The sequence below is a fragment of the Bradyrhizobium sp. USDA 336 genome (assembly GCF_044908355.1).
GTDB lineage: Bacteria > Pseudomonadota > Alphaproteobacteria > Rhizobiales > Xanthobacteraceae > Bradyrhizobium > Bradyrhizobium yuanmingense.
Window position 1 is genome coordinate 7,747,702 of the sequence record NZ_JBIYDC010000002.1, and the last position, 12,608, is coordinate 7,760,309.

Genomic DNA, 12,608 nt, shown 5'->3' on the forward strand with positions numbered 1-12,608 from the left:
ATGGCCTTGTCTTGCAGCTGGCATTTCCAGCGTCCAAGGGGAATGTGATGAACAACCACGTTCCCATCCGGAGCGTTGATGCTGTTTCAACAGGCGGCCGCCCCAATCTATTAGATAAGCGGCTGGAAGATAGAATCCCATCGTGTTGCGCGAGGGGAAACCGAATTGGGTGGGGCGAGACTGTGACCTTGCCCCCAGATTTTATCCAGTTCTGAGTTCGCTCAAGCCATTGGATTTGCCCAGTTGGGCGGTGGTAGCGACGGGAGCTGGCGCGGAGCCATCGGCATAGCGCAGCGCCAGATCCCGGCGCGGGTGGCAGGTAAAGGCGAACTCGGAGGGTGTCTTCCATCCGAGCTGTGAGTGCGGTCGTGTGTAGTTATAATCGGCGCGCCAGCATCCGAGCGCGACGCGGGTTTGAGCCAGCGACGTGAACAGCGTCTCGTTCAGCAATTCATCCCGGAGCCGACCGTTGAAGCTTTCGATGAAGCCATTCTGCATGGGCTTGCCCGGAGCGATATAATGCCAGGCGACGCGGCTCCGATCGGCCCAGGTCAGGATGGCGTTGCTGGTAAGTTCGGTGCCGTTGTCGCTGACCACCATCTTTGGCTTGCCGCGCTCCATGACCAGCCGATCCAACTCCCGCGCCACCCGGGCCCCGGAGAGCGAGGTATCGGCCACCAGCGCCAAGCACTCGCGGGTACAGTCATCGACCACGGTCAAGATGCGGAAGCGGCGGCCATCCGTGAGCTGATCGGAGACGAAGTCCAGTGACCAGCGGTCGTTCGGTGCCATCGGCACCGTCATCGGCGCCCGAGTCCCGATCGCCCGCTTGCGGCCGGCACGGCGGCGCACCACCAACTTCTCTTCCCGGTACAGCCGGAATAGCTTCTTGTGGTTGATCGCAAAGCCCTCCCGCTTGAGCAGAACATGCAGGCGCCGATAGCCGAAGCGGCGGCGCTCCTGGGCGATCGCCTTCATGCGCTGGCGAACGCCGGCATCATCCGCTCGGGTCGTCCGATATCTCATGGTCATGCGGCGGCAGCCGATGGCTTTACACGCCCGCCGTTCGCTCATCCCGTGGGCATCCACGAGATGCGCGACAGCCTTCCGCTTGGCCGCGGGCGTCACCACTTCTTTCCCAAAAGGTCCTTCAACGCCGCATTGTCCAGCATGGCGTCAGCCAGGAGCCGCTTCAGCTTCGTGTTCTCGTCCTCCAGCGTCCTCAGCCGCTTGGCCTCGGAGACGTCCATCCCGCCGTACTTGGCCTTCCATTTGTAGATGCTGGCGTCGCTCACGCCGTGCTTGCGGCATAGATCGGCGACCGACACCCCGGCCTCGTGCTCCTTCAAGATCCCGATAATCTGCTCTTCCGTAAAGCGGCTACGCTTCATGCTCTGGTCCTCGTCGTGGGCCAGAACGAACTTCAAACTGGATTAAGCCCCGGGGGCAAGGTCAACTGAAATCGACGAGTGGCCCCGCGGCAAAGTTAGCGGCAGCCGACTCGATGAGCAAAAAAACGGCGAGTGATCGGCCATTTTCGCCGCTAATTGTCATGGACGCAATGCTAAGTTGTTCCGCAGCAACTGGCTGGGGGAGCAGCATGGTCAACGCATTTCGCAACACGGTTATTGCTGTCACTTTTATTGCAAGCGCCAGCGTCGGCATTGTGTGGGACTTTAACAGCTACATCGCCTGTGCCCTTGCGCTAGTAGTCTCATTCGCGGCCGGCTATTGCGTCGAGCGCGCCTTCATCCATCGGTCACATCGCGAGTGATCCACCTCCACGGCGCGGACTGGCATTCGGCAGAGGACCTACACGACGGTATATGATCGCCATTCAAGCTTGTCGGATGAGCGACCGTTGAGACACGTCGCACAGTTCACGCGATCGGCCTTTATACCGGTACGCGTGCCGGCGCCATAGCCACTGCTTCTCCGTTTCGGGCCGAAGGGAAGTCATTCGTTGACCTCGAAAGCGGATTTTCAACGGCTCGGCGCTTGGCAAGCAGGCAAGCACCAAACGTCAGCCGCCCGTGCTTTGCCCGGCATGCTTCTTGCCCGTCTTCGACGATGCGCGAAAGCGCGCTTGTTGTGGGCCTTGTAAGCGTCGGTGCCGATGAAGTTCTGAACGTCAGGCTGCTTGAGTAGTTCATAAACATCGTAATAGTGCCGCATGAATTCGACCGAATCGCTGCCGTCGGCCTGCTGCTTACGGAATTTCGTTGAGATGGTCTGGAGCTTTTCAACGAAGGTGTAGCGGGGATCATAGCAAGGCACCGCCTTGGCGCGATTGTCGATCACGTCCACTTTGTGTGCTGCAGCATGATCATACACCCAGGAGCTGATGTCCTTCGGTGCGTTCGGGGCCACGGTATCGAAGCCCGCCTCAGCAGGACGCCGTCGCGCAAGCCTTCCATAGCTTCGACCACCGTCTTGTAATTCAGCTTGATCCCACCGCTTCTGTAGTTGGGCACATCGTCAAACTCGCTATCGCGCTCGACACTGCTAATGCCGTCGATCTTGATCGTCTGGGCTAGAAGTCTTTGCGCGACTGGATATGGGCGGGTTTGTTCTGGTTCTTGCCGGTCTTTACGTCTCGGCCGGGCGGCGGCTCGATCAGAATATCGATGTCCTCCGAAAACCGGCCAATGATCTTGTCACCCTTGGACAGCGATGTGCCGCCTTTAGTTGGAAAGTATAGCTCAGCTGCTGAAGGCCATAGAGGCAGTGCATGATCCAGTAGTCTTTTTCGGCCAGGGCCGGATCAATGCCCTTCTCATCCGCCACAATCCGGATCAGATCCGCAAACTGCGGGTGATTGTGGAGGAAATCACGCGGCATGCAATTTCGCCCGCCCTCAGTGCACGTCCGAAGAACTTCTTGGCGCGCTCGCTTCCGTACTCGCGCACAGCACGACGCAAGCGCTTTTGCTCGCATTCAGCGGCACGCTCCGCCACACGCCTGAGAACTTCATCCCTGGCCTGTCGACACGGCCCGCGAATTGGCCCGATCTCTCAGCCTGCGCCTAACCAAGAAAGGCCGAATCCGGTTCGGGTTCCTTCGCACCGGCCATCGAGACCCCCCTCGGTTTTCTCAAACCCTAAAATCGACAGAAAATAGAGACGAAATTCGTCAGTTGCGCCAGGAGGATCTGAGATCGAGTCGTTCACAAAATGAAATCGAGTCGTTCTTGAAGCGGAAATCGAGTCGTTTTCAAACTGTCCGCATACACTACTACTACTAACTACTACTACTATCGAAGGGCGAAGCGTGGTGGGCCCGGCAGGACTCGAACCTGCAACCAGACCGTTATGAGCGGCCGGCTCTAACCATTGAGCTACAGGCTCCGCCGCGAGGCGGCTGCGGCAAGCGCGGCCAGCAACGGTGCGCGGTTCGTCACTACGATGCAGTCCAGCACTGTCACCGCAATTCCGTCCATACCGTTCGGTTAGCTACGATCAAACCTGATCGGGACGGAAATCGTCAGCGTGTCTCCGCCGTGACCGGCAGGAGGCGTCGGCACCGGACTTGCGCGTCGCGCGAGGGCGACAGCCTCGCTGTCGAGAGCGCTGTCACCTGAGGAGCGCGCCAGACGCGCCGACACGACACGGCCGCCCCGGTCGATCGTGAATATGACCGACGCAACCCCTTGGCCGGCGCCCGGGGGGTAGCGCTTGTGTCGATTGAGATGCGCGGCAAGGGCGCTTTGCCAGCTTGCGGCAGATGCAGCCGGGGCGCGCGCTGCGCTTGGCGCCGGTGCGGCGAAGCTGTCCGCGCGCTGTTGCGTCCTGACGCTGGGCGCACTCGTCTGTGGAGCGGCCCGTTTCGGCGCTGGCCTCTTGGGCTGTGGTTCAGGTGGTTTCGGCGGTGTCAGCACAGCATCCGCACGCTCCGTCTCGGGCAGCTTGGGAATGTCGACCTCGGGATTGCGGGCGGCGGGCGGTTCGATCGGTTGGGACGTCTCTTTCGATTCTTCCGGCGGCTTCTCCTGCGGGGCAGGAGTTGGATCGGGTGGGGTTTCCGTCACCTGCGGTCCGGGAGCGACGTCGGCCGCCGTCGGCTCCGGCGCGGCGGTGAGTGGTGCGAGCTCGATCATGATGGCGTCCGGCGGCCCACCCGGCATGGCCTGCGGCGCCGGCCGGTTAATGCTGAGCCACACGCCTCCCGCATGCAGCGCGACCACGGCGAGGCCGGCCGCCGTCCAGCGCAACGCCGAGGGCAGCGTCGCCTCGCCGCCGATTCTGCCGTCAGGGTCGCGCCAGTCGATCGCCGTCATGGCTGCGTCGCGGCGCCCGAGACCGGGATCGTCGCCTGCCCGGTATCTTCGAGGCCGACCAGCGCGATCTTGAGGTAACCCGCCTGCCGCAGCAGATTCATCACGTTCATCAGTTCGCGATAGGCGACGACGCCATCGGCACGCAGGAACACGCGCTGCTCGCGGTCATGGCCGGTCTGTTGATCCAGAATTGCCTGCAAGACGCTGCGCGGCACATCCTCGTTGCCGAGCGCCAGGCTCAGATCCTGCTTGACGGTGAGGAACAGCGGCTTGTCCGGGCGCGGTTGGGGCTGCGCATTGGACACCGGCAGATCGACCGCGACATCGACCGTCGACAGCGGTGCAGCCACCATGAAGATGATGAGCAGCACCAGCATCACGTCGATGAACGGCGTAACGTTGATCTCGCTCAGTTCATCGATGCCGCCGTCCTGCGGGTCCTTGAGTGATACGGCCATGGCAGCTCACTCCGCAGCGGCGCGGCCGCGCTCCAGCGCCACCACTGATGAGAGCAACCCGCGGTCCTGCCGCTCCAGATCGCGCGAGACGTGCTGAATGATCTCGCCGGAAGCATCGGACAACAGCGCCCGGTAGCTTGCGAGCGCGCGAGCGAAAACGTTGTAGATAATGACGGCCGGAATGGCTGCCACCAGTCCGAGTGCGGTCGCCAGCAGCGCTTCGGCAATGCCCGGCGCGACCACCGCAAGGTTGGTGGTCTTGGACTGCGAGATGCCGATGAACGAGTTCATGATGCCCCACACGGTGCCGAACAGGCCGACGAACGGGGCAGTCGCTCCGATCGTCGCCAGCAATCCGGTGCCGCGGGCGATGTCGCGGCCGGCCCTGGCCTCGATGCGCGACAGCGCAATCGCAAGCCGTTCCTTGATGCCGTCGGCCGACAGATTCGGCGAGCGACGGCATTCGCGCTCGGCGGCTTCCATCAGGTCGGCGACGTCGCCCTTGCCGGTCCAGCCGGCTTCGATCTCCTCGCGCGCCGCTTCCAGGTTGCCGGCGCGGACAAGTTTGCGCACGCAACTGCGTGCCCGCCGCCGGGCGGCCATCAATTCCAGGCCCTTGGCAAGCCAGATCGTCCAGGTCACCAGCGAGGCGAAGGCCAGCCCGATCATCACCGCTTTCACGACGATGTCGGCCTGCATGAACATTCCCCACGGCGACAAGTCGTGAGGTAGCGTGGCCGCAGCGTCACTCAACATAACCTAAGTCCTTCCTCATCGCGCGAGCGATGTCCGCAGTTGCAATGGCTGCCGACATCGCTCGCCGTTCTTTCGATCACTTGGCGACCGGATCCGAGCCGCTCAGAATTTCACGGAGGAGAACACCCGGATATTGCGTCCCGGTTGCAGAACCTCGTCCTTCTTGTAGGATTGGTGGAAGCGGATATCGTCATTCAGCAGGTTCTCGCCTTTCAGGCCCAGGCTCACCTCCATGGGCAGGGATCCCGTCGGCACTGTGGTCGTGTAGCTCAGCTCGGCGTTGAGAAGATTATATCCAGCAGTCGGCGTCTCGAACGCTCCGAGATTGTGTTGCGCGAAGGCATGCAGCAGATTGACCCGCGCGATCCAGTTCGGATCCCGATAGAAGATTCCGCCGCCCAGCCGGTGAGGCGGAATCTTGGGAACGAAGCTGCCATCCGTGAACGTGGCGCGGACGAAGTCGTACTGTGCCTCGACGCCCCATACGCCGTTCCAGACCTTGGCAACGTCATGCTCGACCTGAAGCTCGCCGCCCACGAACTTGGCGTCGCGCTGCGAGTAGATGATCTGGTCGAACGTCGCGCCGGGAGTGCCGCAGGAGGCGAAGTCGTCACCGCACCTGACGCCGGTGAAATTCTTGAAGATGAAGTTGTCGAACTTCGTGTAGAAGATCGACGCATCGAACCTTGTATCGCCACGGCCGCGCTTCAGCCCGAGCTCGAGAGAATTGGCTTTCTCGAGCGTCATGGTGGGGTCGCCGATCTCGAACGTCCGCGGCGTGTCGTGCGGTCCCTTGTAGAACAATTCGATCGGATCCGGCGCACGCTCGACATGCTGTGCCGTGACCCGCGCGACCATCTCGTAGGGGAGGTCGTACAACAGTCCGGCGCTGGCGCTGACCGGCACGAAATCGCGGCTGACCGGGAACGTCGTCGGATCGTTGGGCGGCGGAAGAAACGAGGCCGGGAAGCGCGCGCCGGTGCCGTTGATGTCGGTGCGCTCGGCGCGGACGGCGCCTTGGGCGCGGAGCGCGGATGTGACCTGCAGTTCCTCGAACACGAAGGCCGCGACGTTCTGTGCGCGGGCGGGGGCGAGGAGCTGTTCGTCCGCGCCTCCGACCGACAGATCGCGCCGGCCCCATTGCAAGCCGACGGCGCCTCTGAGCTCGCCTAGTGCGGTGTTGACGGGCAGATGCGAGATTTCCGCACGTGATTCGAATTCCCGGTTCCTGAACGTCGAACCAACCTCGGCTGCTGCGCCAACGCCGTCGATTTCCAGATGCTTGTAGGCGGTATAGCCGAGCCAGTACTTGATCGTGTCGATTCCCCCTTCGCGAAGCCGCCACTCGCCGCGGCTGCTCCACTTGGATTGGCGGAGGTCGATATGGTTCTTCACCCGGGCCGACTCGATGCCCGGAATGAAATAGGTCATCGCCATGCTCTGGTAGGACAGTCCGACAAAGCCATCGTTGAAAATGTAGGAGCCGCCGAGGCTTTGCCCCTGGGAAGAGTAGCTCGAGTTCTCCTGGACTCCGCCCGGAATGCGGTAGTCGCCGGCGCTTCGTTTGAATGCATCGAGGTGGAGCGCAAAATTTCCGCCGCCCGCGTCGAGCAGGACGGCTCCGTCCTTGCCGTTGCTGACGCTGTTCAGGCCGCCACGCGCCTGAAAAGCGATACCGTTTGCCGGCACAAAGGTCGGAATTCGCCCGTTATTGGCGCTCACGACACCACCGATGGCCTGCGAGCCATAGCGCAGCGTACCGGGTCCGCGAATGACCTCGACTTGGCCGCTCATGAGCGGATCGATCGTCACCGCATGGTCTTCGCCCAGGTTCGCCATGTCGCCGGAGCCGATGCCATCTTCCTGCGTGCGGACGCGGAAGCCGCCGAGACCGCGGATCACCGGACGACTTGCGACCGGGGAGAACGATGTCGATGAAACGCCGGGTGTCGTACTCAGGGTGTCGCCAAGAGACGCTGCCCCGCGGCTCAAGGCCTGCTGAGGGGTGACCACCGACACCGAACTGAATGACGGCGCCACCGGTATCGACTGAGAGGTGGCCCACCAAGGGACGTTCTCGCCGGTGGTCTGGCCCGATTGTGCGATCGGGCTGGGCGATGTGACCACGATCTCCTCGAGTTGGACCGTCTGGGCATGCGCACCCGTCGACAAGGCGAGCGCACTCACCCCCACAGCCCATCGATACAACCGCATGCCAGCTGCCCCTTATTGCGAGTTATTTGCAATAAGGGAATTGCATGCCTGCTTCCGGAAGTCAAACTATTGCAACTAAGTCGCAAAGGCAGAAGGGCCTTGGACGCGGGCTTATAGCGGGAACTGCAGGAAACGAGTAGGGAGGTCACGTGCTGATCGCAGGTAAGCTGTGACCCGCGCCACCCGATAGGGCGCTGATGCAATCAAGGCTGAATGAAGAGTTTGAGCGGCTGTGCCGCGAGAAGGGTTTGCGGCTGACCGGGCCGCGCCGCGTCATTCTCGATGTGCTGGCCACGGCATCCGATCACCCGGATGCGATCGAAGTGCACAGGCGCGCGATGTCGATCGATCCGAGCATCGCCATTGCGACCGTTTATCGCACCGTGCGACTGCTCCAGGAGTCGGGGATTCTGGAAAGCCATGCTTTCGGCGATGGCCGGGCAAGATACGAAACGGCAGGCCGGGAGCATCATGATCACCTGATCAATATCGAGACCGGTGATGTCATCGAATTCCGTTCCGATGAGATCGAGCGCCTACAGGAAGAGATTGCGCGCGCTCACGGCTTTGAGATCGTCAGTCATCGCTTCGAAATATTCGTCAAGCCGCTGGAAGCGGGCAAGCGAAAGAAGGCGTCACGGAGCAGGCGGTAGGGAGCAGCTCTGCGGGTTTCTCGCGTCGACGTCCATCGTTTCGCGACAACCGTTCCTTTGCCTATAGCCGTGATAATGTTGTGGGGCCACTATTAGAACGACTCGGCTATCCCGTTGATATCACACGATCCAGCATTTTTAGAGCGACTCGATCCTGACTATTAGAACGACTCGATTTGCCGTTTTTCGTTTTTAGAACGACTCGATCTCGCAAGCCGCTTAGATGACTACCAAATTGGGCGCGGATTTTTCGCAGCTGGTGTTGGCAAAAGGGCGGGCCGGCATTGTCGTCTATTTAGGTTTCAGCGCCACGACTATCGCGTCTTCAGGCTTTTTACCGGCATCCAGGAATCGCTTATCCTGCGCAAGTGTGGCGCCGCTCCGCAGCTCCCCTGCCTCGTTCTTGAATTTGAACTCGTGGTCACGCGCGTAGACCTGATTTCGCGCGTTGCTGATGATAAAGCTGTTGATCTCACCGACTGCTTTGGCGTCGGCTTCGATCACGTTCTCTTCCCCTTCGAACGATCCACGGAGGCAAAGAGTGGGCGAGAGCGCGAATATTACATCGGTTTCCTTGAGGCCAAATCCCGGCGACAGCCCTCCAGGACCCTTCCCGTCTTTCCATCGCAGGCAAATCGGGTCATCCGTCGTGACAAACGTCCCTTCCTTCGCCTCGATGATTTGCCACTTCCGGTGCCAAAGCTTCTCGGTGAGAGGGTCGTGCATGTCGATTTCGAGTGCCATGAGCAGCGGTTTCGGCATCGGGAAGGGTTCGTCCGCCAAGACTTTCTGGACCTCCGCGACCGTCGTGCCCGTCGCGAGCATGCCGGCGGCAACAGCCTGATCGACCGCGGCTTGGGTTCTGAATTCCTCTGCGAAATGAAGCCGAGCCAACTGATCGTGGATTTGGCTGAGCGCGTCTCGTGTGGAGGGGTTGCGTAGCGCAAGGGCAGCCATAAAATTCATGATGTGCGCACGGTCCTCTTCTCCAGCGAGCGACTTTGCTTCTTTCACTCGTTCAAGAGCCGGTGCCATTTCCGCTTCGAATTCGGCGAGCGCCTTTTCGAGCTCGTTCTTGTCCATACCTTCCAGATCGATGCGATTGAAATAATTCTCCGCCGCCACACCTTCTGGGGGCGGGCGGAAGGAATGCCCGGTCGGACGGTTCACTGCGAACAGCTTCCCCTTCTCCGCTGAGAAGCCCCGAAGGTAGAAGCGGGGGACGTAGTGGTGCGATTTCGGCTCCGCCATTTTGCTTCCTTCGCCACTATCGCGGCCCTCTTCATTCATTTGTCGATCATACCGCGCGTGGGGTAGCCCGATCAGAGGGGCGGTCCACCGGAGTTGCTGCGGTCCCAACGCTTAAGACGATGCTCGATGAGGGCAGCAGACTGCCCAGGCCGTCAACAAACGTCGCCAAATAGAATGCCGTTAGGTTGTCCGGCGAGGTCAAGTTTCGAAGTTCTATGAGTAAGAAGATCGACAACCGAAACCCGAAAGGCGAACTGAAATGACTAACCCTACGAACTCGCTCCCGGCGAACGACACTGCGGTGCTTATGGAGCCTTACTTCCAGCTGCTTGGAAGCAACCCGTCGTACATCGCTCCGGAGCGCGCGGACGAACTGGCGACCAGCGTCTTCGGAGGCGCTCTATGGGATTTGATCGCCAAGAAAGGCGCCCCGCCCGGCGGCGTTCAGCCGTTCCTGGCGAACCCCGAAAACCGGAGCATCGCCGTCTCGTATTCCGGATTGGCGATGGTGTGGTGCATGGCCGTGTTCGGCGTCTTTTTGCTCGACGTCGTCAAGGCCAACCGCGGCGTCGTCGAAGGCCCTGTCAACATCGGGAGGGAGATGCAGAAACTGCGCGGGTATCTCGTCTACGCGAACAAGCTGCGGCAGGTCGACATTCCATGGCCGGACGATTTGATGCCTCCGGATGTCAACTCCAGCCATGAAGTAATCCAGGAGATCAACAACGTCTTCCTCGGCGCGGTCGCCTGGATCCTGCTCCATGAGGTCGATGTGTATCGGCAACATGAGGTGGAGAGAGCTCAAGGAGCCTGAAGGACGAAGAGGAAGCCGACGAATTCGCGGCCGCCTGGGTGTTCGCGAAGGTGCCGGACGACCGACAGCGCGAGTTCAGGATCCTGGCCGTCGGGGTTGCGCTGGCCTGGCTGCTCCTGTTCGCGCCCGTCGGCGGCGACGCCAAGCACCCTGCAGCCTACTCGAGGGTGATGCACGTGTCGTCCTATTTCGAGCCGGCGGTGGACAGCGTCGCTCTGGAGGTGGTCGCCCATCTGTTCAAGGCTCTCTTTTTTCCGACGGAGATGCCGCCGACATTCACCACGCCGGCGGAGCTCTTCGACTGGACCGTCAGCCAGCTTCGGAAGCGGTCGACGTGATTTGGAGCCCTAATGGATACTCTGGGCTTGCCGTAAGCTAACTAATCCGTTAAGTACCGAATTCGTAACATAACGGAGATGGGTCGTGCTCGAGTTCAAGAGTGTCGAAGATTACATCGATGCCTTCCGCCGGAATTCACAGCTGGCGGTGGTCTCGGTGCAGATGGCAGCCGATTACCGCGGCGTGACCCGCGCCGCCATCGAGCGGATGATCGCCACCGAGCAGCTTGAGGTGATCAAGATCAACAGCACCCGATGCATCAGACTTCAGGGGCTGATCGACCTTGCCGAAGCGTTCGAACATCAGGTCCAGGTCGCGCGAAAGTACCTGGAGGAGGCCGCTGTCGCCCAGGGCATCCTTTTCTACGAACAGGTGATGCAGGCGCTGGGGCTGTCGAGGACGGTGCCGGCTGACCGCACCAAGGTCGGTAGGGTGCTTGGGCGGGTGTCGGAAATCAGCTTCGAGAAGGACGGCATTTTGCTGTCCGCCATCGTGCACAGAAAGACCGCGGGTCACACCGTGCCCGGCCCCGGCTTTTTGACCTTGGCCGAAGAACTTGGTCTCGAGTGGGATGACGAGCGCACCTTCGTCGACGAGCACGTCAAGCGCGTTTTCGACCACTACGCCAAGGGTAGCCGCCGGAAGCGCTCCTGACGCGAGCGTCGTTGGCCACGATCAATGTTCTATCGTACACGGCCAGGCGAAACGTCACGACTCGCCGGGCCCGGTGAAGATCGACGTCGGCGGTGTCGTGCGCGACAAGGGCAAGGGCAGGGGCCGCTCGGTTGGCGCCGATCGCGATGTGCCGCCCTTGGCATCGTACCGCTTGGCTAGATCCAGCAGGCGACGCCGAGTGAAAGGGTCGGCCCGCTCGGCGATAACGCGAACCCGATGGGCGAGACCTTGGTAAAACTCCTGCTCCATGACGCAACCCCACGACCTTGATCGGTGAATTGGCGGCAGCGACGCTCGTGGAGTCAAGCCCGGCGGTGGTCGCAGTTAGAGCCCCGCCGGGATAATCGGCTCGTCGGGATCGAGCGGGCCGGGGACGTGGCCGGCCGGCACCACTCCGGCTGCGCCGAGCACATGCTTTATCTGGTCGTCGAAAAAGATGTGCGCGCCCAGGGCCTTCAGGATCGGACCCTTGGAGCGGACGCCCACGAAATGCGCTTCGTCGGCCGGCGTCCCCCAGTCACGCAGGGTGTGCACCACGCGGGCATGGGCGGGCGCGTTGCGCGCCGTGGCCGTCCGGATCCGGACGCAGCAGCGGTCGATCAGATCGTGCCAGCCGGGTCCGCACTCCGGATAGCCCTCCGCCCCCTCGGGGGGCCCCCGCCGGCGGGCGGAAGAGGTCGGGATGGGCTGCGATGAGCCCCAGCCTCCAGTCCTGCTCGCTGCTCGACATCACAACGCCACCAATCAACATGAGAACGAAACAAGAACATAGTGAACAGGAAGGCCAGCTCGAGTCAAGCGGTTAGCGCGCCGTCTTATATAAGAAGGGTGGAGCTTCTTATATAAGATGAGCCGTCGTATCTGGCGCCCGGACCGCCCCGGCCTTATGGTTAACGGAGGCTTAATGCGCAGCGGGCGGATGGATGGTTGGGAAGAAGAGGGCGCCGAAAAGGGGCAAGAGGACGCCGATCGGCGACCGGGTTCAGTTTTTGATGATGATGCATCCCGATGTGATCGCGGACATCAAACAGGCCGCCATCGAGGAGCACTGCGCGGCCTGGGCCGTGATGGAGCAGGCGGCCAAGGAATACCTTAAGCGAAGGAAGGCCAAGAGAACGCCCTGAAAACCCTTCCTTTTTCCTTGCGGTTGCGTAGTCGCCGCGGTTCAATTC

The 12,608-nt window shown here is 61.4% G+C and carries 16 protein-coding genes and 1 tRNA gene; 6 read left to right on the forward strand and 11 right to left on the reverse strand.

Annotation, left to right across the window (positions count from 1 at the left end; all coding sequences use genetic code 11):
* Positions 1-201 precede the first annotated feature (201 nt).
* Positions 202-1,391 (reverse strand): IS3 family transposase gene (locus tag ABIA45_RS37060; RefSeq protein WP_404655375.1). Its coding sequence is split into 2 segments (ribosomal slippage): positions 202-1,142 and positions 1,142-1,391, totalling 1,191 coding nucleotides; the frame shifts between segments, so codons are not numbered across the junction.
* Between the two features lie 113 nt (positions 1,392-1,504).
* Here ABIA45_RS37060 and ABIA45_RS37065 point away from each other — a divergent pair.
* Positions 1,505-1,774, forward strand: a complete 270-nt coding sequence (locus ABIA45_RS37065; protein WP_404655376.1) for a hypothetical protein — start codon at positions 1,505-1,507, stop codon at positions 1,772-1,774.
* 209 nt (positions 1,775-1,983) lie between these two features.
* On the opposite strand, the gene ABIA45_RS37070 is transcribed toward ABIA45_RS37065, so the two are convergent.
* The 7 genes from ABIA45_RS37070 to ABIA45_RS37100 all read right to left on the reverse strand — a co-directional run bounded on the left by ABIA45_RS37070 (position 1,984) and on the right by ABIA45_RS37100 (position 7,677).
* Positions 1,984-2,370: a nucleotidyl transferase AbiEii/AbiGii toxin family protein gene (locus ABIA45_RS37070; protein ID WP_404655377.1), complete on the reverse strand. Its 387-nt coding sequence runs from the start codon at positions 2,368-2,370 to the stop codon at positions 1,984-1,986.
* A gap of 163 nt (positions 2,371-2,533) precedes the next feature.
* The gene (locus tag ABIA45_RS37075) at positions 2,534-2,740 is read right to left on the reverse strand and encodes a nucleotidyl transferase AbiEii/AbiGii toxin family protein (protein ID WP_346657018.1); all 207 of its coding nucleotides are present in this window, start codon (positions 2,738-2,740) and stop codon (positions 2,534-2,536) included.
* Positions 2,741-3,271: 531 nt separating this feature from the next.
* A tRNA-Ile gene (locus ABIA45_RS37080) sits at positions 3,272-3,347 on the reverse strand.
* Between the two features lie 101 nt (positions 3,348-3,448).
* Positions 3,449-4,276 carry an energy transducer TonB gene (locus ABIA45_RS37085; RefSeq protein WP_225125875.1) on the reverse strand — a complete coding sequence of 276 codons (828 nt, stop codon included), beginning with the start codon at positions 4,274-4,276 and terminating at the stop codon, positions 3,449-3,451.
* Positions 4,273-4,734 carry a TonB system transport protein ExbD gene (gene exbD / locus ABIA45_RS37090; RefSeq protein ID WP_036015839.1) on the reverse strand — a complete coding sequence of 154 codons (462 nt, stop codon included), beginning with the start codon at positions 4,732-4,734 and terminating at the stop codon, positions 4,273-4,275. The genes ABIA45_RS37085 and exbD overlap by 4 nt, the downstream gene beginning before the upstream one ends.
* 6 nt (positions 4,735-4,740) lie before the next feature.
* Complete coding sequence (exbB, locus tag ABIA45_RS37095; protein WP_225125877.1) at positions 4,741-5,490, reverse strand: tonB-system energizer ExbB; 750 nt, start codon at positions 5,488-5,490, stop codon at positions 4,741-4,743.
* Between the two features lie 102 nt (positions 5,491-5,592).
* Positions 5,593-7,677, reverse strand: coding sequence for a TonB-dependent receptor domain-containing protein (locus tag ABIA45_RS37100; RefSeq protein WP_225157481.1), 2,085 nt, complete (start codon positions 7,675-7,677; stop codon positions 5,593-5,595).
* Between the two features lie 224 nt (positions 7,678-7,901).
* On the opposite strand from ABIA45_RS37100, the gene ABIA45_RS37105 reads away from it, so the two are divergent.
* On the forward strand, positions 7,902-8,357 hold the full coding sequence (locus ABIA45_RS37105) for a Fur family transcriptional regulator (RefSeq protein ID WP_036015841.1): 456 nt from the start codon (positions 7,902-7,904) through the stop codon (positions 8,355-8,357).
* Positions 8,358-8,648: 291 nt separating this feature from the next.
* Here ABIA45_RS37105 and ABIA45_RS37110 read toward each other — a convergent pair whose 3' ends face one another.
* A complete protein-coding gene (locus ABIA45_RS37110) occupies positions 8,649-9,647 on the reverse strand; it encodes a DUF4238 domain-containing protein (protein WP_404655380.1) in 999 nt (332 codons plus the stop codon).
* A gap of 268 nt (positions 9,648-9,915) precedes the next feature.
* On the opposite strand from ABIA45_RS37110, the gene ABIA45_RS37115 reads away from it, so the two are divergent.
* From ABIA45_RS37115 to ABIA45_RS37125, 3 genes are all read left to right on the forward strand, one after another.
* Positions 9,916-10,422, forward strand: a complete 507-nt coding sequence (locus ABIA45_RS37115; RefSeq protein WP_404655381.1) for a phage exclusion protein Lit family protein — start codon at positions 9,916-9,918, stop codon at positions 10,420-10,422.
* Positions 10,423-10,472: 50 nt separating this feature from the next.
* A complete protein-coding gene (locus ABIA45_RS37120) occupies positions 10,473-10,760 on the forward strand; it encodes a hypothetical protein (protein ID WP_404655383.1) in 288 nt (95 codons plus the stop codon).
* Between the two features lie 85 nt (positions 10,761-10,845).
* Positions 10,846-11,415: a hypothetical protein gene (locus tag ABIA45_RS37125; RefSeq protein ID WP_404655384.1), complete on the forward strand. Its 570-nt coding sequence runs from the start codon at positions 10,846-10,848 to the stop codon at positions 11,413-11,415.
* Between the two features lie 54 nt (positions 11,416-11,469).
* On the opposite strand, the gene ABIA45_RS37130 is transcribed toward ABIA45_RS37125, so the two are convergent.
* Both ABIA45_RS37130 and ABIA45_RS37135 read right to left on the reverse strand, forming a co-directional pair.
* Positions 11,470-11,685 (reverse strand): hypothetical protein, encoded by a 216-nt coding sequence (locus ABIA45_RS37130; RefSeq protein WP_225125903.1) that lies wholly within the window; start codon positions 11,683-11,685, stop codon positions 11,470-11,472.
* 75 nt (positions 11,686-11,760) lie between these two features.
* On the reverse strand, positions 11,761-12,120 hold the full coding sequence (locus tag ABIA45_RS37135; RefSeq protein ID WP_404655849.1) for a 5'-nucleotidase: 360 nt from the start codon (positions 12,118-12,120) through the stop codon (positions 11,761-11,763).
* Between the two features lie 308 nt (positions 12,121-12,428).
* Between ABIA45_RS37135 and ABIA45_RS37140 the strand changes: the two genes are divergently transcribed.
* Positions 12,429-12,560, forward strand: coding sequence for a hypothetical protein (locus ABIA45_RS37140; protein ID WP_404655386.1), 132 nt, complete (start codon positions 12,429-12,431; stop codon positions 12,558-12,560).
* Positions 12,561-12,608 lie beyond the last annotated feature (48 nt).

Excerpts from the sequence above, each read along its gene's own strand:
- ABIA45_RS37140 (WP_404655386.1), top strand. The coding sequence starts at position 12,429 with ATGATGATGCATCCCGATGTGATCGCGGACATCAAACAGGCCGCCATC.
- ABIA45_RS37105 (WP_036015841.1), top strand. The coding sequence starts at position 7,902 with ATGCAATCAAGGCTGAATGAAGAGTTTGAGCGGCTGTGCCGCGAGAAG.
- exbD (WP_036015839.1), bottom strand. The coding sequence starts at position 4,734 with ATGGCCGTATCACTCAAGGACCCGCAGGACGGCGGCATCGATGAACTG.
- ABIA45_RS37110 (WP_404655380.1), bottom strand. The coding sequence starts at position 9,647 with ATGAATGAAGAGGGCCGCGATAGTGGCGAAGGAAGCAAAATGGCGGAG.
- ABIA45_RS37065 (WP_404655376.1), top strand. The coding sequence starts at position 1,505 with ATGAGCAAAAAAACGGCGAGTGATCGGCCATTTTCGCCGCTAATTGTC.
- ABIA45_RS37130 (WP_225125903.1), bottom strand. The coding sequence starts at position 11,685 with ATGGAGCAGGAGTTTTACCAAGGTCTCGCCCATCGGGTTCGCGTTATC.
- ABIA45_RS37115 (WP_404655381.1), top strand. The coding sequence starts at position 9,916 with ATGGAGCCTTACTTCCAGCTGCTTGGAAGCAACCCGTCGTACATCGCT.
- ABIA45_RS37085 (WP_225125875.1), bottom strand. The coding sequence starts at position 4,276 with ATGACGGCGATCGACTGGCGCGACCCTGACGGCAGAATCGGCGGCGAG.
- exbB (WP_225125877.1), bottom strand. The coding sequence starts at position 5,490 with ATGTTGAGTGACGCTGCGGCCACGCTACCTCACGACTTGTCGCCGTGG.